The 18,944-nt window shown below is 63.2% G+C and carries 18 protein-coding genes; 4 read left to right on the plus strand and 14 right to left on the minus strand.

Annotated features, from left to right (window positions below):
- Window positions 1-190: 190 nt before the first annotated feature.
- Entirely contained in the window at window positions 191-1,000 is an 810-nt protein-coding gene (locus HX839_RS12965) for a helix-turn-helix transcriptional regulator (protein WP_177067138.1), read from the minus strand.
- A 115-nt stretch (window positions 1,001-1,115) separates the two neighbouring features.
- Between HX839_RS12965 and HX839_RS12970 the strand changes: the two genes are divergently transcribed.
- A complete protein-coding gene (locus tag HX839_RS12970; protein ID WP_003219464.1) occupies window positions 1,116-2,000 on the plus strand; it encodes an amino acid metabolite efflux pump in 885 nt (294 codons plus the stop codon).
- On the opposite strand, the gene HX839_RS12975 is transcribed toward HX839_RS12970, so the two are convergent.
- The 13 genes from HX839_RS12975 to HX839_RS13035 all read right to left on the minus strand — a co-directional run bounded on the left by HX839_RS12975 (window position 1,978) and on the right by HX839_RS13035 (window position 15,359).
- Window positions 1,978-2,538, minus strand: coding sequence for a GNAT family N-acetyltransferase (locus tag HX839_RS12975; protein WP_236260826.1), 561 nt, complete (start codon window positions 2,536-2,538; stop codon window positions 1,978-1,980). The genes HX839_RS12970 and HX839_RS12975 overlap by 23 nt on opposite strands.
- 60 nt (window positions 2,539-2,598) lie before the next feature.
- On the minus strand, window positions 2,599-3,087 hold the full coding sequence (locus HX839_RS12980; protein ID WP_003219468.1) for an Lrp/AsnC family transcriptional regulator: 489 nt from the start codon (window positions 3,085-3,087) through the stop codon (window positions 2,599-2,601).
- Window positions 3,088-3,226: 139 nt separating this feature from the next.
- Window positions 3,227-4,612 carry an aspartate aminotransferase family protein gene (locus tag HX839_RS12985; RefSeq protein ID WP_177009182.1) on the minus strand — a complete coding sequence of 462 codons (1,386 nt, stop codon included), beginning with the start codon at window positions 4,610-4,612 and terminating at the stop codon, window positions 3,227-3,229.
- Complete coding sequence (locus HX839_RS12990; protein ID WP_087693083.1) at window positions 4,609-6,096, minus strand: NAD-dependent succinate-semialdehyde dehydrogenase; 1,488 nt, start codon at window positions 6,094-6,096, stop codon at window positions 4,609-4,611. The genes HX839_RS12985 and HX839_RS12990 overlap by 4 nt, the downstream gene beginning before the upstream one ends.
- Window positions 6,097-6,322: 226 nt before the next feature.
- The gene (gene proX / locus HX839_RS12995) at window positions 6,323-7,348 is read right to left on the minus strand and encodes a glycine betaine/L-proline ABC transporter substrate-binding protein ProX (RefSeq protein WP_023842851.1); all 1,026 of its coding nucleotides are present in this window, start codon (window positions 7,346-7,348) and stop codon (window positions 6,323-6,325) included.
- Between the two features lie 71 nt (window positions 7,349-7,419).
- Window positions 7,420-8,316 (minus strand): proline/glycine betaine ABC transporter permease, encoded by an 897-nt coding sequence (locus HX839_RS13000; RefSeq protein WP_023658964.1) that lies wholly within the window; start codon window positions 8,314-8,316, stop codon window positions 7,420-7,422.
- On the minus strand, window positions 8,309-9,442 hold the full coding sequence (locus tag HX839_RS13005; RefSeq protein WP_218173617.1) for a glycine betaine/L-proline ABC transporter ATP-binding protein: 1,134 nt from the start codon (window positions 9,440-9,442) through the stop codon (window positions 8,309-8,311). The genes HX839_RS13000 and HX839_RS13005 overlap by 8 nt, the downstream gene beginning before the upstream one ends.
- Window positions 9,443-9,684: 242 nt before the next feature.
- Window positions 9,685-10,080 (minus strand): carboxymuconolactone decarboxylase family protein, encoded by a 396-nt coding sequence (locus HX839_RS13010; protein ID WP_003219479.1) that lies wholly within the window; start codon window positions 10,078-10,080, stop codon window positions 9,685-9,687.
- Window positions 10,073-10,885, minus strand: coding sequence for an alpha/beta fold hydrolase (locus HX839_RS13015; protein ID WP_177067140.1), 813 nt, complete (start codon window positions 10,883-10,885; stop codon window positions 10,073-10,075). The genes HX839_RS13010 and HX839_RS13015 overlap by 8 nt, the downstream gene beginning before the upstream one ends.
- Window positions 10,885-11,961: an LLM class flavin-dependent oxidoreductase gene (locus tag HX839_RS13020; protein WP_177067141.1), complete on the minus strand. Its 1,077-nt coding sequence runs from the start codon at window positions 11,959-11,961 to the stop codon at window positions 10,885-10,887. The genes HX839_RS13015 and HX839_RS13020 overlap by 1 nt, the downstream gene beginning before the upstream one ends.
- A gap of 18 nt (window positions 11,962-11,979) precedes the next feature.
- Window positions 11,980-13,491, minus strand: a complete 1,512-nt coding sequence (locus tag HX839_RS13025; RefSeq protein WP_177067142.1) for an aldehyde dehydrogenase — start codon at window positions 13,489-13,491, stop codon at window positions 11,980-11,982.
- Window positions 13,492-13,513: 22 nt separating this feature from the next.
- On the minus strand, window positions 13,514-14,461 hold the full coding sequence (locus HX839_RS13030) for a flavin reductase family protein (RefSeq protein WP_003219486.1): 948 nt from the start codon (window positions 14,459-14,461) through the stop codon (window positions 13,514-13,516).
- Window positions 14,462-14,759: 298 nt separating this feature from the next.
- A complete protein-coding gene (locus HX839_RS13035; RefSeq protein WP_003219487.1) occupies window positions 14,760-15,359 on the minus strand; it encodes an amino acid synthesis family protein in 600 nt (199 codons plus the stop codon).
- A gap of 189 nt (window positions 15,360-15,548) precedes the next feature.
- On the opposite strand from HX839_RS13035, the gene HX839_RS13040 reads away from it, so the two are divergent.
- The 3 genes from HX839_RS13040 (at window position 15,549) to HX839_RS13050 (ending at window position 18,872) form a co-directional block, all read left to right on the plus strand.
- Complete coding sequence (locus HX839_RS13040; RefSeq protein WP_177067143.1) at window positions 15,549-17,297, plus strand: helix-turn-helix domain-containing protein; 1,749 nt, start codon at window positions 15,549-15,551, stop codon at window positions 17,295-17,297.
- Window positions 17,298-17,364: 67 nt separating this feature from the next.
- Window positions 17,365-17,865: a sigma-70 family RNA polymerase sigma factor gene (locus tag HX839_RS13045; RefSeq protein WP_177067144.1), complete on the plus strand. Its 501-nt coding sequence runs from the start codon at window positions 17,365-17,367 to the stop codon at window positions 17,863-17,865.
- A gap of 32 nt (window positions 17,866-17,897) precedes the next feature.
- A complete protein-coding gene (locus HX839_RS13050) occupies window positions 17,898-18,872 on the plus strand; it encodes a FecR family protein (RefSeq protein ID WP_087693093.1) in 975 nt (324 codons plus the stop codon).
- Window positions 18,873-18,944: the final 72 nt, after the last annotated feature.

Consider the following 18,944-nt stretch of genomic DNA (forward strand, 5'->3'; position numbering starts at 1 on the left):
CGCCGGGTTAGCCGTCCTGGGCCAAGGATGGCCCATGACGGCGGCCCACGGTCCAAAGCCGGAGTGAGGGCACACCGAGCCTAGGCGAGGTGCCGAGTGGTGGGGCAAGAGCGTTTTGCTTGCTTTTGACTGGGCCGCATTCCGGCTGTTCAAAAGTGAGCCGCTGTAAGAGCGGAATCCTAGGTGGTCGTTACCTAAATAACGGATATGTACCGCGACCCACCCCCCGCAACTCCCTGGTGAAATAACGGCTCGGTACCTCACCCAACACACGCTTGAACACCGTGGCAAACGCACTCGGGCTGCTATACCCCAGATCCAGCGCCACCCTGGTCACCGGTTCCCCATTGCCCAGCCGCACAATCGCCGCCAGCAAACAGGCTTGCTGGCGCCATTGCAGGTAACTGATCCCCGTGGCCTGGCGGAACTGGCGGGTAAAAGTCCGGCGGCTCGTACCCGCGCCGAGGGCCATGGCATCAATGCCGATTTCCAACGAAGGCCCGGCCAGGAACTCTTCGCAGGCCTTCGCCAATCGAGGCTCGGCCGGCAACGGCGCACACAGCGGTAGCACCGGCATCCGGGCGATCTCGTGCAGCAGCAAGCCCATCAAATAGCTGTCGCGGCCACCCATCGCGTAACGCGCAGGTACCTCGACGGCCTTCTCCAGCAACTGCCCAAGCAGCGGCGACACATCCAGCACCTGGCACTGTTGCGGCAACTCCAGCCGCCGCGCCGCCTGCGGGCGAATGTAGGTGTTGAGCATCGTCACCGGCCCGCGCATCAGCATGGCGTGGGACACATGCGGCGGCACCCAGATCGCGCGGCGAGGCGGCACCACCCAGTTACCGGTGGCGCTGTAGACGGTAATGACACCCTGGCTGGCATAGGCCAACTGGCCTCGCGGGTGCGCGTGGGCGGGGAACAGCTCGCCGTCGGCATAGTCGATGGCGGTCACGACCACGTCGCGCGGGGTGTTTTCGTAGGGATGAATATCGGGCATGGCCTGATTCTAGCCTTTGTTGACCCACAATCGCAGGCGGGCCATCGCGGTTTACGAAAAAATCTGTCGGATGCACGGCCTCCTGTCGTGCCACCGAGTCAATGGACCCGTCACGATGAAGCAAAAACACCTGTTACTGGCCGTCCTGGTGACGGCTGTGTGGGGACTCAATTTCCCCATTACCAAACTCGGCCTGGCCGAGATCAACCCGCTGTTGCTGACGGCCCTGCGGTTCACCCTGGCGGCGTTGCCCTGGGTGTTTCTGGTGCGCCGGCCCCAGGTCGCGGTGAAGTGGCTGGCGGCCTATGGCTTGATATTCGGGGTGGCGATGTGGGCCTTGATCAACCTCGGGATCGCCATGGGCGTGCCGCCCGGCAGCGCGTCGTTGCTGATCCAGTTCAGCGCATTTTTCACCATGGGCTGGGGCGTGCTGCTGTTTCGTGAAAGCCTGTCCGTGCCGCAATTGATCAGCGTGGCGCTGGCGGCCATGGGCCTGGTGGGCATGCTGTTGAGTGTGCAGGGCGCGGCCACGATGCTGGGGTTTGCCCTGGTGCTGTTCAGTGCCCTGGCTTGGAGCATCGGCAATATCATCATCAAGGTTTCCCGGGTGAGGGAGATCTTTGGGTTCGTGGTCTGGGCCAGCCTGTTTGCACCGCTGCCGCTGGTGCTGTTGACGTGGCTGCTGGACGGCCCGCAGGCCTTTGCTGCGTTGCCCGGGCAGTTGAACGGCGTGGCGTTGTTCTCGCTGGCGTTCCAGGTGTATGGCGCGACGCACTTTTGTTACTGGGGCTGGAACCTGCTGTTGCGCGAGTACCCGGTTTCCCGGGTGGCGCCCCTGTCACTGCTGATCCCGGTGTTCGGCATCGTCAGCTCAATGCTGATCCTGGGTGAGCGCCCCGGGGTTTCGCAGTGGCAGGCCATGGGCTTGATCCTCTTGGCCCTGATCGTCGGCCTGAAGAAGGGGCGCCCGTTGTGGGTCAGGCAGGACGGTCACGCTTGAGCAGGCCATACAGCGCGCTGTCCGAGATCTCGTCGCCGACCACCCAGCGCTCGCGCAGCAAGCCTTCGCGGACGAAACCCAGGCGCTCAAGCAGCTTCGCGGAGCCCAGGTTGCGTGGGTCAATGTCGGCTTCAAGGCGGCGCAGCCCGGCGGTGTTGAACCCATGGTCGATCACGGCGCGGGCGGCTTCGCTCATGTAGCCCTTGCCCCAATGCTGGCGGCCCAGGGTAAAGCCGATTTCAGCGCGGCGGCATTGCTCGTCGACATTGAACAGGTCGCAACTGCCGATCACCTCGCCGGTGGCCAGCAACTCCACCATGCACACCAGGTCTTCACCGGCAATCGATGCCTCCATCAGTTGGCCGAAGCGTTCAACGGCTTGCTCGGCGCGGGTCATGGTGGGAAAGGAAAAGTAGCGCATGGCCTCGGGGTCGGACCAAATGGCAAACAGCGCGCGCCAGTCATCCTGATGGGGAGGGCGCAGGCCCAGGCGTTCGGTGGTGAGAAGTACGGGGGCGAAAAAGGGCAGGGTCATCATGTGCTCGTCCGTGAAGATCACGGGCGCAATCCTGCCGGGATTACGGGCGTTATACAAGCATCAGGAACAGGCCGTATCGTCCAGCGCCTGGGCCGGCAGCGCGCCGGTGGTCTTGATGGTTTTGGTGACGATATAGGTGAAGTAGCGCTCGATGGCCAGGTCTTCCATCAGCAGTTGATCGATGAAACGCTGGTACTGGTCGATGTCGGCTGCGCGGATCATTGCGATGTAGTCCACGCCGCCGCCGGTGGCGTAGCAGAACTCCACGTCGGGGGCGTCGCTCATGCGTTGTTCGAAGCGGCGCATGTCCTGGGCGGTGTGCCGGGCGAGGGTGATTTCCACCAGCAGTTGCTGACTCTTGAACACCTGATTCCAGTCGATCACCGCGCGGTAGCCCTTGACCAGGCCGGCACTTTCCAGCTTGCGCACGCGCTCCCAGGCGGGCGTTACCGAAAGGTTGATGGCCTCGGCCAGGCTCGATTTGGTGATGCGCCCGTCCTCGGAGAGGATACGCAGGATTTTCAGGTCGTAGCGGTCAAGCTTGTGCATCGGCAACGAACTCCAAAGGCGCACGGACCCTGTAGGAGCGAGCTTGCTCGCGATGAGCCTGAGGACGACGCGTTAATTCAGGATTAGCACGTTATCGTTCACGACCATCGCGAGCAAGCTTGCTCCTAAGGGAAACTCATCAGCCCAACACTTCCCCGGCCACCTGGTCGATCGCGCCTTTGGTGATGTCGACGATCAGGTCTGCCTCCGCCCTGGTCAAAATCAGCGGCGGCGCAAAGCCGAGGATGTCGCCGTGTGGCATGGCCCGGGCGATCATCCCGCGTTCCAGGCAGGCCGCCGAGACTTTGGGGCCGACCTTGAGCGCAGGATCAAACGGCGTGCGTTGCTCACGGTCGGCCATGAATTCCACGGCGGCGAGCAGGCCGTCGCCGCGTACTTCGCCCACCAGCGGGTGACCTTCGAGGGTTTCCCGCAGGCGACGGTTCAGGTACCCACCGACTTCGTCGGCGTTCGCCGTGAGGTTCTCCCGTTCCAGGATATCCAGGTTTGCCAGCGCCGCCGCGGCGCAGATCGGGTGCCCGGAGTAGGTCCAGCCGTGGCCCATGGCGCCTTCGTGGGTCGAGGCCTTTTCAATCACGTCCCACACCTTCTCACCGATGATCACCGCTGACAGCGGGGCATAGGCGCTGGTCAGGCCCTTGGCCGTGGTGATCAGGTCCGGGCGCATGCCGTAGCGCTGGCTGCCCATTTTCGAGCCCAGCCGGCCGAACGCGCAGACCACTTCGTCAGCGATCAACAACACATCGTACTTGTTCAGTACCGCCTGGATCGCCGCCCAGTAACCGGCCGGGGGCACCACGATGCCACCGGTGCCCATCACCGGTTCGCCAATGAACGCCGCGACCGTGTCCGGGCCTTCGGCGAGGATCATTTTTTCCAGCTCATCGGCGCAGTAACGCACGAACGCAGCCTCGTCCATGCCCGCCGGTGCCTTGCGGTACCAGTGCGGGCAAATGGTGTGCTGGATGCCTTTTTCCGGCAGGTCGAAATGCTGATGGAAGGCGGCGAGGCCCGTGAGGCTGCCGGTCATGATGCCTGAGCCGTGATAGCCGCGATCGCGGGAGATGATTTTCTTCTTCTGCGGACGGCCCAGTACGTTGTTGTAGTAACGCACCAGCTTGATCTGGGTTTCGTTGGCGTCTGAGCCGGACAGGCCGTAGTAGACCTTTTTCATGCCTTTGGGCGCCCAGTCCATGATGCGGCTCGACAGCTCGATGATTGCCTCGGTCGAGTGACCGACATAGGTGTGGTAGTAGGCCAGCTCCTTGGCTTGCTTATAGATGGCGTCGGCAACTTCGGTGCGGCCATAGCCGATGTTTACACAGTACAGGCCGGCAAACGCATCGATGAATTCGCGGCCTTCCTGGTCGCGAATGCGGATGCCCGAGGCGCTCTTGATGATGCGGCCCTTGAGTGCGCCGCTGGCGTGATCATGGGCGTGGGTGGACGGGTGCATGAAGTGCGCGCGGTCTTGTTCGAACAGGCTGTTGAATGCTTGGCTCATGGTTGCTCTCCTTGGAATTGGCCTTGGTGATGCAGGCAAAAGTATTTGGTTTCGACAAAGGCTTCGAAGCCCTCGGCGGCGCCTTCACGGCCCAGGCCCGAGGCTTTCATGCCGCCGAAGGGAATCGGGTGACCGGTGAATTTCACCCCGTTGACCGCGATCATGGCGTGGTCGAGGCGGCGGATCAGCGGGTAGATCAGGTCCAGGCGGTTGGAACAAATGTAGGCGGCCAGGCCGTACTCGGTGTCGTTGGCCATTTCGATGGCCTGGTCAATCGAGTCGAACGGCAGCACCCCGGCAATCGGCGCGAAGTTTTCTTCGCGGTAGATGCGCATTTGTGGGGTCACGTCGGCGAGTACCGTTGGCTGGTAAAACAGCCCGCCCAGGGCGTGGCCTTCGCAGCCCACCAGGCGTTGCGCGCCCAGCTCCAGGGCGTCGGCCACGCGTTCGGCGGTGACGTCGAAGGCGGCCTGGTGCATCAACGGGCCGATGTCGACGCTTTGCTCTTGCCCGTCGACCAATGCCGGGCCGACCCGTAACTCACGCACGGCGGCAGCGAAGCGGCTGAGGAATTCGGAGTAGATCGAACGGTCGACCATGATCCGGTTGGCCGCGCAGCAGTCCTGGCCGGAGGTCTGGAACTTGGCCTCGACCGCGACTCTCACTGCCAGCTCAAGGTTGGCGTCGGCGCAGACAATAAATGGCGCATTGCCGCCCAGTTCCAGCGAGACCTTCTTCACGTCCTGGGCCGCCGCCTGCAGTACCAGCTTGCCGACCCGGGTCGAGCCGGTGAAGCTTACCGAGCGCACGCGGGTGTCCTGCACCAGGGTTTGCATGGCCATCTGTGGCTCGCCCAGCACCACGTTGAACACGCCCGGCGGGAAGCCGGCTTCTTCGGCCAGTTGCGCGAGGGCCAACGCCGAGTAGGGCGTTTCATGGGCCGGCTTGACCACCACCGTGCACCCGGCGGCGAGGGCGGCGGCGGCCTTGCGGGTGATCATGGCCGAGGGGAAGTTCCATGGGGTCAGCAGGGCGCAGACGCCTACGGGTTCCTTGACTGTGCCCAGGTGTGCACCGGGGATATGGCTGGGGATATTCTGGCCGTACAGGCGGCGGGCTTCTTCGGCGAACCACGGGATGAAGCTTGCGGCATAGGCGATTTCGCCGCGGGCTTCGGCCAGCGGTTTGCCTTGTTCCTGGCTGAGGATGCGGGCGAGGTCCTCCTGGTGTTCGAGGATCAGTGCCGCCCAGCGCCGCAGGATCGTGGCGCGGGCATCGAGGTTCTGTTCACGCCAGGCGGAAAACGCGCGGTGGGCGGCGTCGATTGCGGCGACAATTTGCGGTTTTTCCAGCATCGGCACGTGGCCGATCAACTGTTGGTTCGCCGGGTCATGTACGGCGATGGTGCTGGCACTGGCGCTGTGGACCCAATGGCCGTCGACGTAGCACAGGGCTTTGAACAGCAGCGGGTGTTTGTAGGTCATCGGGGTCACTCCGGATGGGCTGAGTGGGTGCAATGCTAGGGCAGGGGCAGGCGCGGGATTGGTGGTTTGGTGGGGGTGGGGCAGTGGGTTTTTTCTGATTGCGCCCGCCAAAACAGTTATTTTTGCGGCGGGTGAAAATCGACTGTGGGAGCTGGCTTGCCTGCGATGGCGACGGTGAATTCAACATCGCTATCGCAGGCAAGCCAGCTCCCACATTGAATCGGTGCTACTTGGCGGTTTTTGCGGTGGCCACCCAGCCGTCAAACGTCGCTTTGTTTTCCTTCATCCAGTCCTCCGCCAGCTTGCGAATGTTGCGTTCGCTGGAGCCGTCGGCGCTGATGGTTTTTTCCCAATAACTCCAGGTTGCCTGGGAAAACGTCATCTGCTCCACCAACTTCTTGATCGCCGGATTCGCCGCGATGAATTGCTTGTTGCCAATCGCATACCAGTTCCACGCCGCCATCGCCATGCGGCATGGATCAGCCCCGCCGGCGCACCCGGCAACCCCGGGCGTCAGTGCCGAAGTGGTGCTCGGCACATTGCCCGGCAACGCATCAAACGGCGTCGGCAGCCACACCACGTCCTTGCCCGGCACCATGGTGTTGGTCATCCACGACGGTGCCCACGCATAGAAAAACACCGGCTCGCCACGTTTCAGCCGGGCGACGTTTTCGAACATCAGTGCTTCGTATTTGCCGCGTACCGGGTTAACCGTGTCCTTGAGACCGAACTTGTCGAGCTGGTAATCCACCACATCGCCACAGCCCCAGCCCGGATCACAACTGATCAGGTTGGCCTTGCCGTCCTTGCCGAACAGCCCGGCGATTTTCGGGTCCTTCATTTGTTCCAGGCTGGTGATGCCGTACGCGTCGGCGGTTTTCTTGTCGATCATGTAGCCGTTATAGCCAGCGCCCGTAATGAAGCCCGAGCCCACCACTTCGGTACGGTCCTTCACCTTGTCAAAGCTCGGTTGCAGCATCGGCAAGGTCACGTCCATCGACAGGTCCAGGTCGCCCTGGGCCGCGGCGGGGAAGAACAGGGTGGTGTTGACGGTGCTCAACTTGCTCGCGTAGCCCAGGCGCTTGGTGGCCTCGATCGCGATTTTGGTCAGTACGTAGTTGCCGCCGGTGCTTTCCGATTGCACGAAGCGGATGGTCTTGCCGGTGCCCGGCAAATCCTCGGCCCACACCTGCGTACTTGCCAGGTACAACACTGCTGCAAATCCAAGCAAGGCTTTGAATGGATGCATCATGATTTCCTCTTTTTTTTCTCGTTATGGTTAGGGTTGGCAGTCAACAACGGGCATTCATGAGGTTCTTTTTGTTATGCGTTTACCGGGTTCGGATTGAGCAGTCGCTTGAACAGCGACTTGCGCTTGCGCATGGTCGGTTGCGCCAGGTTCTGGGTGATCCGGTCGAGCATCATCGCCAGCAGCACAATGGCAATCCCGCCCACCGCCGCGCGGCCCACGTCCATCCGGCCCAGGCCTTGCAGCACCACCAGGCCGAGGCCTTCGGCGCCGATCATCGCCACCACCACCGACATCACCATGGCCGTGAGCACGGTCTGGTTGAGGCCGCCGAGGATCGTCGGGATCGCCAGGGGCAGCTGGATTTCCCAGAGCAATTGGCGCTTGTCCGCACCAAAGGCGTGGCCGGCTTCCACCAGTTCGGTGTCGACCATGCGGATGCCCAGGTAGGTAAAGCGAATCAGCGGCGGGCAGGCGGAGATCACCACCGCCACTTCACCCGACACCGTGCCGACGCCAAACAGCATCACCACCGGCACCAGGTACACGAAGGTCGGGGTGGTTTGCATGATGTCGAGGATCGGCCGCATCACGCCCCACACCCGCTCGCTGCGGGCGCACCAGATGCCCACCGGAATGCCCACCACCATGCAGATCACAATCGCCGTGGTGATCAGCGACAAGGTGGTCATGGCCTCGTCCCACACCCCCAACGCGGCGATCACCACCAGGGCCACGGCGCTGAACACCGCCACCCCCAGGCTCGCCGCACGGTAGGCGATCAGGAACATCAGCAACACCATGACCGGGAACGGGATCGCGTGGATCACCGTGTCACTCAGCCCCAGCAAATGCTCCACCGGCCAGCGAATCGCCTGGAACATTGGCCGCAGGTGAATCCCCAGCCACTCCACACCCTGGCTGATCCACTGGTCTACGGGTAAAACCGCGAGGTCTTCTGAACTAAGCATGCTGTGCAACCTCCGCAGCGGCAGGGCGCGGGGCCGGGACGCTGGCTATGCAATCAAGAATGTGCGCGCTGTTGAGGGTGCCGACGAACTGCCCGTCGCCATCCACCACCGCCACCGGCAAACCCGGTTTGAGCAGGCGCGCGGCTTCCACCAGCTTGGCGCTGGCCGGCACGCAAACGAACTGGCTCGACAGCCGTTGCAGTGCGTCGGCGCCGCCGCCCACGGCCAGCAGCGCTGCCGAGTCCAGCACGCCGACCGCCTTGCCGCTGGTGTTCAGTACGAATGCAGCCGTGCCGTCATTGCCCACCACCCGGGTGTCACCCTGCACCAGCAGCGTGTGGGCTTTTTCCATGATCGAGCGCGCATCGAACAGCCGCGAACGGTCCACCTCCCGGGTGAACGCCGCGACGTAATCGCTGCCCGGGTCCATCACGATTTCCTGGGGCGTGCCCTCGCGCACCACTTGGCCGTCGGCCATGATCGCGATGCGTGTGCCCAGCTTCAGGGCTTCCTGGAAGTCGTGGGTGATGAACAGGATGGTTTTTTTCAGGGTGCGTTGCAGGCGCAGCAACTCGTCCTGCATCTCGGTGCGGATCAATGGGTCGAGGGCACTGAAGGCCTCGTCCATGATCAGCACGTCGGCGTCGGTGGCCAGTGCGCGGGCCAGGCCGACGCGCTGGCGCATGCCGCCGGACAGCTCGTGGGGATGGTGGTCGGCCCACTTGGCCAGGCCGACAATCGCCAGTACTTCCAGGGCCCGCTTGCGCCGCTCGGCCGCCGAGACACCGCGCAGCTTGAGGCCGAACTCGGTGTTCTCGATCACGGTTTTATTCGGCAGCAGCGCGAAGTGCTGGAACACCATGGAGATACGCGTGCGGCGCACTTCCCGCAGTTGGTTTTCGTCGAGGCTCAGCAGGTCTTCGCCGTCCAGCAGGATCTTGCCCGCGGTCGGTTCATTCAGGCGGTTGATACAGCGCGCCAGGGTGGATTTGCCCGAGCCCGAGAGGCCCATGATCATGTAGATCGCCCCGCTGGGGATCGACAGCGATACGTTGTTGAGGCCGACCACGGTGGCGGTCTCGGCCAGGATCCGGTCTTTGCTGGCCCCGGCGGTCAAGAGCTGCATGGCCCTGTCCGGGGTTGAGGAAAAGACCTTGTAGAGGTTCTCAATCTTTAGTCGTTCGCTCACCAATTGCCTCCAATTGTTGTTTTGCAATCTGCGGAAAACTTCATCAATAGAAATTTTTGGGCTACTGGCAGTTAAAAATCTTCGAGCTAAGGCGACGCAAGGCGCAGTCGCAAAAATTTCTTGTTGTGGTGCCAAGGCACTTACAGCATGAGCGGTGTGGCGAGTGCAAGGGGTGGGCGTCAACCGGTCGTTGAATCCGATGGAGCCATGCTTTCCCGGGCTTTGCGGGCCACACGAAACGCCTCGACACCCGCCGGCACGCCGCAGTACACCGCGATCTGCACCAGGGCGGCGCGCAGTTCGTCGTCGCTCAGTCCGTTGCGCAGGGCGCCGCAGAAATGCGTGCCGAATTCGTCCATGCGCCCCAGCGCCGCGAGCATTCCCAGGTTGAGCAGACTGCGTTGCTTGAGGTCCAGGCTGTCGTCGGTCCAGACCATGCCCCAGCAATACTCGTTGAGCACCGCCTGGAAGGGCCGGGAAAAGTCGTCGGCGCGGCCCAGGGCCTGGTCGACGTAGCTATCCCCGAGGACTTGGCGGCGAACGCTTTCGCCTTGGGCCTGCAGTGATTTATCCATGATGAGTCTCCGAGTCGGTTAGAAAGTCGCGTATCAGGGCGGCCACCTGTTGCGGCGCCTCGATCAGGATGCAATGGCGCAGCCCAGGCAGAATCCGCAGTTGCGAACCCTCGATGCGATCGTGCATGAACGCCGCCATCCGTGGGTTGGAGCCGGCGTCTTCGGCACCGGTGGCAATCAGCGTGGGGCAGCGGATCCGTGACAGCTGTTCGCCGAAATCCGACTCGGCCAGGATGCGATACGCCGCGGCATAACAGCCCGGGTCGTTGTCGGCATTCAGTTGGCGCAGACGGGTAACGGCCTCGGGATTGCGCGCCTGAAAATCCTCGGTCAGCCAACGCGACAGCGATGCCTCGTAGTGAGCCACCGGCTCCCCGGCCTGCAAGGCGGCGAGGCGCGCGTGTACCCGCTCGCGCTCCTCGGCGTTACGCCCGGCGACGGTCGACAGCAGCACCAACCGGTGAACCCGCGACGGATGAGTCAGGGCCACGCGCTGGGCGATCAGCCCGCCCAACGAGAACCCGGCCAGGTCGAACTGCTTGAAACCTACGTGATCCGCCAGGGCCAGCGCCTCACCCACCAAATGATCAATCTCATAACGCCCGGGCGTGCGGGACGACTGGCCGTGGCCGCGCAGGTCGAAGGTCAGCACGGTGAATTGCTCCTGCAGACCCGCCACCGTTTCAGCCCACGCCTCAAGGCTGGAACCCACGCCATGGATGCACACCAGCGGGCGCGGTCCATGCCCGTCCAGGCGATAATTGAGCGTGACGTTGGCCACGCTGAAACGTTGTGCCTGGCCCATCACGCGCTGACCTGGTCGCGTTGTCTGGCGCGTTCGCGCTCGGCGAAGAATGGCATCACTTCATCGATGAACAGGCGCAGGGTCTGCTTCTGCAGTTCGAACGGCAGGTTGAAGGTCAGGCCCAGGCAATACTGGTCGACACCGGCGGCTTCGTAGTCGAGCAGCTTTTCGATGATTTCTTCCGGGGTGCCGAACATCAAGTTGCGTCGCAGGTTTTCCGGGTTGTAGTTGTCTTTGCCGCGCACGCTTTCAAACGGCACCGGCTCGGGGAAACCGTTGTGCACGGTGCCGATGTTCTGCATCAGGTTCTCGAAGGCGCGGCCAAAATCCATGCTGTGCTTGACCGGCAGTTCCCAGTCGTTGGCGTTGGCGTACACGCAGGTGCGGCGCTGCATCATGAAGCGCGGGCGCGGCACGTGGGGGTTGTCGGCCACGGCCTTGTTGAATTTTTCGCCGAGCACCGCGATTTCGGCCGCCGGCAGCGAGAGCGGGGTGGACAGGATGTTGGCGCCAATGCTCACTGCCCAGTCGAAGGTGCCCGGGTCCCGTGCGGCGACCCAGATCGGCGGGTGGCCTTTTTGCAGCGGCTTCGGTACGGCGGCGGTCTGCGGGAATTTCCAGTAGTGGCCGTCGTGGGCGTAGTCGCCGGTCCAGAGCTTTTGCACCGCCGGCACCAGTTCCTTCATGTAGCCCACACCTTCCTGCTGTTGCAGGCCGGGGGTCATGCGGTCGAACTCGTACTGGTAGGAACCGCGGGCGATGCCGAATTCCAGGCGGCCGTGGGTCAGGTGATCACACAGCGCGGCTTCACCGGCAAGGCGGATCGGATGCCAATAGGCGGCAGCGAGGGTCGCGGTGCCCAGGCGGATACGCTCGGTGTGCTGGCCGAGCCAGGTCAGGGTCTGGAACGGGTTGGGCGCGATGGTGCATTCCAGGGTGTGGTGTTCGGAGGTCCACAGGGTTTCAAAGCCGCCGGCATCGGCGATCTTTGCCAACTCCAGCAGGTTGGCCATGACGGTCTGCATCGGCACGTCTGGCGAGAAGCGTTCCATGCTCAGGGATACGGCGAATTTCATAAGATGCTCCTTGAATAATCAGCGCAGGCGAATGACGAAGGGGTCCTGCATTTCGCCGGAGTAATCGATGACCACGTTCTTGGCCCGGGAAAACTCGCGCATCACGTCAAAGCCGCCGCGACGGCCATATCCGCTGTGCTTGAAGCCGCCGTTGGCGGACATGTAGGCCGAGCTGCGGTAGGTGTTGATCCACACCGTGCCGGCGTCGATGCGGTTGGCAAAGCGCATCGCGCGGTCGATGTTCTGGGTCCAGATTCCGGACGCCAGGCCGTAGTGGGTGTCGTTGGCCAGGCTGAGCATTTGCTCTTCGGAGGTGAAGGGCATCACACCCACTACCGGGCCGAACAATTCGTCGCGCATGAACGGCATGTCGTTGGTGGCGTTGGCCATCACCGTGGGCTCGAAGTACCAGCCTTCGGACAGGTGCGCGGCGCTGGGGCGCTTGCCGCCGACGGCGATCTGCGCGCCTTGTTGGGCGCCGCTGGCGATGTAGCCTTCGAGCTTTGGCAGTTGGGCTTGCAGAGCCAGCGGGCCGATGTCGGTGTGTTCTTCCATCGGGTGGCCGACGCTGATCTGTTGGGTGCGGGCCACCAGGGCCTCGACGAACTTGTCGTAGATCGGCGCTTCGACAAAGCAGCGCGAACCGGCCACGCAACTTTGCCCGGCGGCGGCGAAGATCCCGGAGACCACGCCGTTCACGGCCTTCTCGATATCCACATCGGCAAACACCACGTGGGGCGATTTGCCGCCCAGTTCCATCTGGCACGGCACCAGGTTATTGGCGGCGTTGCCAGCGATACGCCGACCGGTTTCGGTGCTGCCGGTGAACACGTATTTGGCGATGTCGGGATGGCGGGTCAGGGCCTCGCCGGTGACGGCGCCGTTGCCGGTGACTACGTTGACCACACCCGCCGGGAAGCCGGCTTCGATGATCAGTTCGGCCAGCGCCAGTGTGGAGGCGCTGGCGTGTTCCGAGGGCTTGATCACCACCGTGTTGCCGATGGCCAGGCACGGTGCGAGGGTGCCGGTGAGCAGCATCAGCGGCGAGTTCCACGGGGTGATCATGCCGACCACGCCCAACGGCTCGCGGCTGCTGTAGTTGAGCTGGTTGAGCTTGTTGACCGGGATCACCTCGCCTTGCAGCTTGTCGGCCATGCCGGCGAAGTACACGTAGGCATCGGGCAGGGCGCTCATTTGCGCGCGCATTTCCCGCAGCAGCTTGCCGTTGTCGCGGGTTTCCAGCAACGCCAGTTCTTCGGCGTGCTCGGCCACCAGCTGGGCCAGGCGATACAACAATTTGCCGCGTGCGGTGGGCGTCATGTTGCGCCACTGCGGGTCGTTGAAGGTCTTGTGGGCGGAAGCGACGGCGCGGGCCACGTCGCCGGCATCGGCCTGGGCGAACTGGTACCAGGACTGGCCGGTGGTGGGGTCGAAACTGTCGACATAGCTGCCGCTGTCGGGAGCGACAAAGCGACCGTCGATAAACAGGTTGAGGCGGTTGCCCTCAAGGGCGCTGACCGTGGTTTTCATGCAGGAGTCCTGTAGGTGCGTGTCAAAGGGGCGCGTTTTCGAGCATCGCGATGCGGCCGCTGGCGGCAGAGCCGGTATAGATGCCGAACTGCTGGTTCTGGCGCTCGCGGGCATAGCGGCGCACCACCGAGCGCAGTTCGTTGACCGGCATCTGCTCGATGGGCAACGCGTCCAGCGGGAAGAAGCGCAGGGTGTCGGGCAGCTCGGCGTCGAACGGGCCGAGCTGGGCGCGGTAGATCAGGTAGCCGGGGTCGGTGTCGTCGACATCGAACGCCGAGTACAGGAAGGTCGATTCCAGTTCCACCGGCAGCGAGCTGTCGCCGGCGTCGATAAAACCCTTGCGCTTGCCGGCCACCGGCAGCGTCCAGCCGCCCTGGCCATCGGCGCGAAACAGGATCGCGTCGCCGGCTTCGATCAGGTAGCCGATGATCATCTTGTGGGAGTCCAGCCAACTGGCCGGCAGCGGGTCCTGGATGTTCGCGTAGCGGCCCCGGCAGAAGCACAGCGGCAGCTTGGGGCTGGTGCCGAAGGCGCGGACCTGGCCGATCAGCACCAGGTGGTCGCCGGCTTCGATGCGCTGGTGCACGCTGCAGTCGAACCAGGTCAGGCTGTCGGTGAGGATCGGTGCGCCGGTGTGCACGGTGTCGTGGTTGACGGTGTGGAATTTGTCTGGCGACTTGGAGGCGAAGGTCCCGGAGACGTCCACCTGGCCTTCGTGCAACAGGTTCACGGCAAACTGTTCGGTGCTGGCAAACGCGGTGTAGCTGGCGGCCGACTTGCCCACGCACACCAGCAGCAGCGGCGGGTCGAGGGACACCGAGGTAAACGAATTGGCGGTCATGCCGCGCGGGTTGCCATCGGTGTCATGGGTGGTGATGACGGTGACGCCGGTGACGAAGGTGCCGAAGGCCTGGCGCAAGGCGCCCGGATCGACGGCTGCAACGTTGGCGCTGATCGCGGTGCTCGGCATCGGGGTACTCCTTTGTTCTTGTGGTGTGAAGCAAGCCTACGAGCAAGGGAAACCGTGGGCTTGCGTCGAAAAATGGTAGCGAAGACGAAAGTTTTGCTTCGTTTCGCAGTGCTCCGGCATTTCTGTGGCAAACATCAACCCTGTGGCGAGGGAGCTTGCTCCCGCAGGGCTGCGAAGCAGCCCCACAACGGCAACCGGGTTCTTTCAGGCGGACCATGGCGAGGCTCATGGGGCCGCTCCGCGACCCAGCGGGAGCAAGCTGCCTCGCCACAATTGAGCGTCGTTCTTCAGCCAGACGTCAGTCCTTGGGTTGTTCCGCTTCCATCTCGGCCATGTCCTGGTAGCGGTCGGCAATCCGTGGGTGGGCACGGGAGCCGTCGCTGGCGCCGATGGCGATCAGCACTTCGTCGGGGCCCGGGGCATCGGCGACCTGGAAGTTGGCGGTGAGAAAGTGCGAGCGCTTGCCGGTTTCGCTTTTGTGCACCATCGGCAGCGAAAGCAGGGCGCCCGGTGCATTGCGGGTGTTGGTGAAGCTCAAGTAGGCGGTGCCTTCCACGGCTTCGCGGAACAGGTTGCCGAAGCGCAGGGTGTGGATCAGGCCCGAGGCGTGTTCGATTTCGCCGTTGACCCCGACAGCCGCCGCCTTGCCGAAGGCTTCGACCTTGCCCCCGGGCATCAGGGCGATCAGGCGACGGGTCATCTCATGGCCCAGGCCGGGGGCCAGGCGCAGGATTTCCGGACGCAGGTTTTCGACGAAGCCCTGGCCGGCCCAAGGGTTTTTCAACACGGCTGCCACCACGATCAGGGTGATCGGTTTGCCGGCGTCCTTGCCGCCTTCGATAAAGGTTTCTTCGATAAAGGTGCAGTACTTCCTGACGCCCAGATTTTCCAGATTCATGATCACACGTCGCCCTTTTGGCTGTTGGTTGTGGCCTTAGGCTAGGAGCGTTGGGCAGCAGCGTCTTCCGTGGTTACGCAGTGCAAATCCACTGGACATTGCTCTGAACCGGAGCAAGTATCAGGCGGGCCTGGCAGGCAACGTGGCTGCCGTGACCTCCATGTTCGGGTGAGCGCCTTGAATCGAGAAATGCAGATACTGTCGTTGCGCGATGTGGCCAGTCAGATCAACTCCGGCGGTGACCTGCAGTCGATGCTGCACCAGTTGGTGTACGCCAGTTGCCGCCACACCCACTGGACCATGAGTTCGATCATGGCCATCGACATGGACGCCGGCTTCGGCCACGTGATCGCCCGCCATGACCCGACCCTGGTGCAGCGCCCGCTGGTGGATTGCTGGGAGCTGTCTTCCAGCCCGGTGATGACCGCCCTGCAACGCAACGAGGCGGTGTTCATCCGCGACGTGCGCGAATGCGAGTACCCCGGCTACCGCCGCGAATCCCTGGAGCGCGATTACCGCACGGTGATGGTGATGCCGATGAACTGCACCGACTTCGACGGCCGGCCCATGGTGCTCAGTGTGATTTCCCGCACGCTGATGGACGTTTCGGAAGAAGACCGGGTGTTCCTCGGCATGATCATCCACCTGGGCGCCATTGCCGTGGAGCGCCAGCGCCAGCTGGAAGCCGAACGCCGCGCCGCCGAGCGCCTGCAGCAGGCGTTGCATGTGCATACCACGATGCTTGAACACGTATTGGGCGGCGGTTCGGTGACATCGTTGTCGCTGATGGTCGGCGACCAGTTGCCCAACCCGGTGATCGCCGTGGACTTCACCGCCAACCAAGTGGTGGCGGGGCGTTCGCCGGATCCCGCATTGTTTGACGACAATTCCTGGCAGGCCGCAGTCGCCGGGGTGCTCAGCGTGCAGATCACCAAGGCCGCCCAGGAAAGTTTGCGCAGCGCCCTGCGCAGTACGGTCAACCTGTTCCTCGACGATGGCCAGCGCCAGTTCACCCTGCGGGCGCAGATCGAACCGTTGATGGTCGACCACGAACTGGTGGGCGCGCTGGTGCTGTTCCCGGTGGCGGCGCCGGTCAACGAGCTGGACCTGCTGATGCTGGAAAGCGCCAAGTTCGCCTTGAGCGTGCAGATGATGCGCAGTTTTATCCGCTTTCGTTTTGAAACCCGGACCCAGACCGAGCTGCTGCTCGAAGTGCTCGAGGGCCGCTGGCGCGATGCCGATGACATCCAGCAGCGCGCCCAGCGGCTGGGCATCAGCTTCAGCACCGCGCAGCAGATGATCATCGTCGACTACGGCGCCAAGGCCCGGGAGGCGAAGAACCTGCACCACAACGTCGCGCGCATCCTGCAGCGTGCAGGGATGCAGGCCACGGTGATCATCGTCGACAACGGTTTGGTGTGCCTGGTGCCGGCGGAAGGCGAGCGCTTGAGCAAAATCAAACGGCAGATTACCGATGACCTGGCGCACTACCTGGGTGCCGAGCCGATCCTGCTGGCCAGCGGGGTGTGCCGGGCGCTGGCGGATTATCCTGCCGCGTGGGAGCGCTGCCGGCGGCTGATCGAGATTGCCCGCTCGTTCGGCCGCAGCGGGCCGATCTCCGATCAGGATTTCGGGCCGATCCCGATCTTCGTCGCGGCCGTGGGCGGAGAAGACATCCGCACCTTCGTCAACGACAGCGTTGGCGCCATGCTCGCCCATGACCGCAAGCACCAGACGCCGTACCTGGAAACCCTGACGGCGTATCTGCGGGAGAGCTGCCGCAGCCAGGCATGCGCGGACGCGATGGGAGTGCATGTGACGACGCTGCGCTACCGGCTGGCGCGGATCCAGGAGTTGTTCGGGATTGATGTGGAAACGCCGGAACGGCGGTTTGCCACGGAATTGGCGATTCATTTGCAGCGGGTGATTGATAGCTGACGGGTAGCATTGCTCCACTTAATAGGAAGCATTACTATTCACACCCCGCCTCCCCAGTGCTTCCTTGATGACTCCTCAGCCGCCCCGCAGAACAGGCTTTTTCGAGCACTACGAAGAGTTGATCGGGACCTGGACGCGCCGCCTGAGAAACCGTCAGCAGGCCGAAGACCTGGCCCACGACACTTTTGTGCGGGTGCTTGAGTCCAACGCCACCAAGGTTGAGCAACCTCGCGCCTATCTGCATCAAACGGCGCGCAATATCGCCGTTGACGCCTATCGCCGCGAGGACCGGCGGGAGGCGATGGCCCTGGAAGCCTTTGACCAGAGTTCGCCCCACAGTGGCGACCCGGAGCATTTCATGCACGCGATCCAGCTGGCGGATTCCATCGAGCAAGCCCTGGCCGAGCTGCCGCTCAATTGCCGCAAGATTTTTATCTGGCAGAAAATCGAGGGCCTGACCCAGCAGGAAATCGCCGAACGCCTGGGCCTGTCTAAAAACATGGTGGAAAAGTATATGATCCGCACCCTGCGGCATCTACGTGACCGCCTGGATGCGATGGCACCATGACCAATGCCCGCTATGAAACAGGATCTTCCATGATGGATACCCGTGAGTGTGCCTGCGGCAGCGCGACGGCCCGCGACGAGGCGGCGCAATGGTTTGTGCGTGTGCAGGACAGCCCATTGAGCGCAGAAGAACGCGAGCGTTTTGATGCCTGGCGTGCAGAGCATGCCGAGCACCAGTACGAATTTGATGTGCTGCAAGGCTTGTGGAGTGCCACCGACCTGGTGCCCAAGGCGCGCTTGCAGGCGTTGTGCGATGCCCCGCAGCCGCGTGCGAAGCGCCGGCCCGTGCTGCGTTATGCAGTGGCTGCAAGTGTGCTGGCGGTGGCCCTGGGCCTGGGGTTGTTCAGTGGCCTGGATCATCCGGCGACGTATAACGCCGAGTTCCGCACTGCATTGGGGGAGCACCGGCAGGTGGCGTTGCCCGACGGCTCGCTGATGGACTTGAACAGCCGCAGCGTGGTGGCCGTGCACTATGTAAAAGGCCAGCGCGGCATCGAGCTCAAGCAGGGCGAGGCCATGTTCAGCGTCGAGCACGACACCAGCCGGCCCTTCGTGGTGGACGCCGGGGCAGGGCAGGTGACGGTCACCGGTACGCGTTTCGACGTGCGCCGCGATGACGACCAGACCCGCGTGGTGGTCGAGGCCGGTACGGTCAAAGTGCAAGGGCGCTCATCCGATGACATCGTGATGCTCACGGCCGGTCGGGGCACCCATGTGGATACCCGGGGCCAGGTGGCGGCTGCCTACGCCGTCAACCCTGAAGAGCTCACGGCCTGGCGCACCGGCAAGCTGGTGTTCAACAACGCCACTCTCGGCGAAGTGGCTCGGGAGGTCTCACGTTACCGCGAGCAACCTTTGCGGGTCAGCGCGCCCGCGGTGAGCAACCTGCGCTTGACCAGCGTGTTCAAATCCACCGACACCGACGCTTTGCTCAAGGCCTTGCCGCACATTCTTCCGGTGGCCTTGCGCACCTTGCCGGACGGTAGCCAGGAAATAATTTCGCGATAGATTCAGGTTTTTTTCGAGTTCTTCGTCTTCTTGTGCAACTGCAACTGGTTTGCATTAACAGCCGCACTCTCT

It is taken from the genome of Pseudomonas sp. I8001 (assembly GCF_013385345.1).
Taxonomy (GTDB): domain Bacteria; phylum Pseudomonadota; class Gammaproteobacteria; order Pseudomonadales; family Pseudomonadaceae; genus Aquipseudomonas.

What these genes read in the sequence shown, in the direction of transcription:
- HX839_RS12970 (WP_003219464.1), top strand. Translation starts at nt 1,116, where the DNA reads ATGAAGCAAAAACACCTGTTACTGGCCGTCCTGGTGACGGCTGTGTGG.
- HX839_RS13045 (WP_177067144.1), top strand. Translation starts at nt 17,365, where the DNA reads ATGACTCCTCAGCCGCCCCGCAGAACAGGCTTTTTCGAGCACTACGAA.
- HX839_RS12990 (WP_087693083.1), bottom strand. Translation starts at nt 6,096, where the DNA reads ATGACCTACAAACACCCGCTGCTGTTCAAAGCCCTGTGCTACGTCGAC.
- HX839_RS12980 (WP_003219468.1), bottom strand. Translation starts at nt 3,087, where the DNA reads ATGCACAAGCTTGACCGCTACGACCTGAAAATCCTGCGTATCCTCTCC.
- HX839_RS13015 (WP_177067140.1), bottom strand. Translation starts at nt 10,885, where the DNA reads ATGGGCCAGGCACAACGTTTCAGCGTGGCCAACGTCACGCTCAATTAT.
- HX839_RS12965 (WP_177067138.1), bottom strand. Translation starts at nt 1,000, where the DNA reads ATGCCCGATATTCATCCCTACGAAAACACCCCGCGCGACGTGGTCGTG.
- HX839_RS13035 (WP_003219487.1), bottom strand. Translation starts at nt 15,359, where the DNA reads ATGAATCTGGAAAATCTGGGCGTCAGGAAGTACTGCACCTTTATCGAA.
- HX839_RS13010 (WP_003219479.1), bottom strand. Translation starts at nt 10,080, where the DNA reads ATGGATAAATCACTGCAGGCCCAAGGCGAAAGCGTTCGCCGCCAAGTC.
- HX839_RS13030 (WP_003219486.1), bottom strand. Translation starts at nt 14,461, where the DNA reads ATGCCGAGCACCGCGATCAGCGCCAACGTTGCAGCCGTCGATCCGGGC.
- HX839_RS13005 (WP_218173617.1), bottom strand. Translation starts at nt 9,442, where the DNA reads ATGCAGCTCTTGACCGCCGGGGCCAGCAAAGACCGGATCCTGGCCGAG.
- HX839_RS13025 (WP_177067142.1), bottom strand. Translation starts at nt 13,491, where the DNA reads ATGAAAACCACGGTCAGCGCCCTTGAGGGCAACCGCCTCAACCTGTTT.
- HX839_RS13050 (WP_087693093.1), top strand. Translation starts at nt 17,898, where the DNA reads ATGGATACCCGTGAGTGTGCCTGCGGCAGCGCGACGGCCCGCGACGAG.
- HX839_RS13040 (WP_177067143.1), top strand. Translation starts at nt 15,549, where the DNA reads ATGCAGATACTGTCGTTGCGCGATGTGGCCAGTCAGATCAACTCCGGC.
- HX839_RS12975 (WP_236260826.1), bottom strand. Translation starts at nt 2,538, where the DNA reads ATGATGACCCTGCCCTTTTTCGCCCCCGTACTTCTCACCACCGAACGC.
- HX839_RS12985 (WP_177009182.1), bottom strand. Translation starts at nt 4,612, where the DNA reads ATGAGCCAAGCATTCAACAGCCTGTTCGAACAAGACCGCGCGCACTTC.
- proX (WP_023842851.1), bottom strand. Translation starts at nt 7,348, where the DNA reads ATGATGCATCCATTCAAAGCCTTGCTTGGATTTGCAGCAGTGTTGTAC.
- HX839_RS13000 (WP_023658964.1), bottom strand. Translation starts at nt 8,316, where the DNA reads ATGCTTAGTTCAGAAGACCTCGCGGTTTTACCCGTAGACCAGTGGATC.
- HX839_RS13020 (WP_177067141.1), bottom strand. Translation starts at nt 11,961, where the DNA reads ATGAAATTCGCCGTATCCCTGAGCATGGAACGCTTCTCGCCAGACGTG.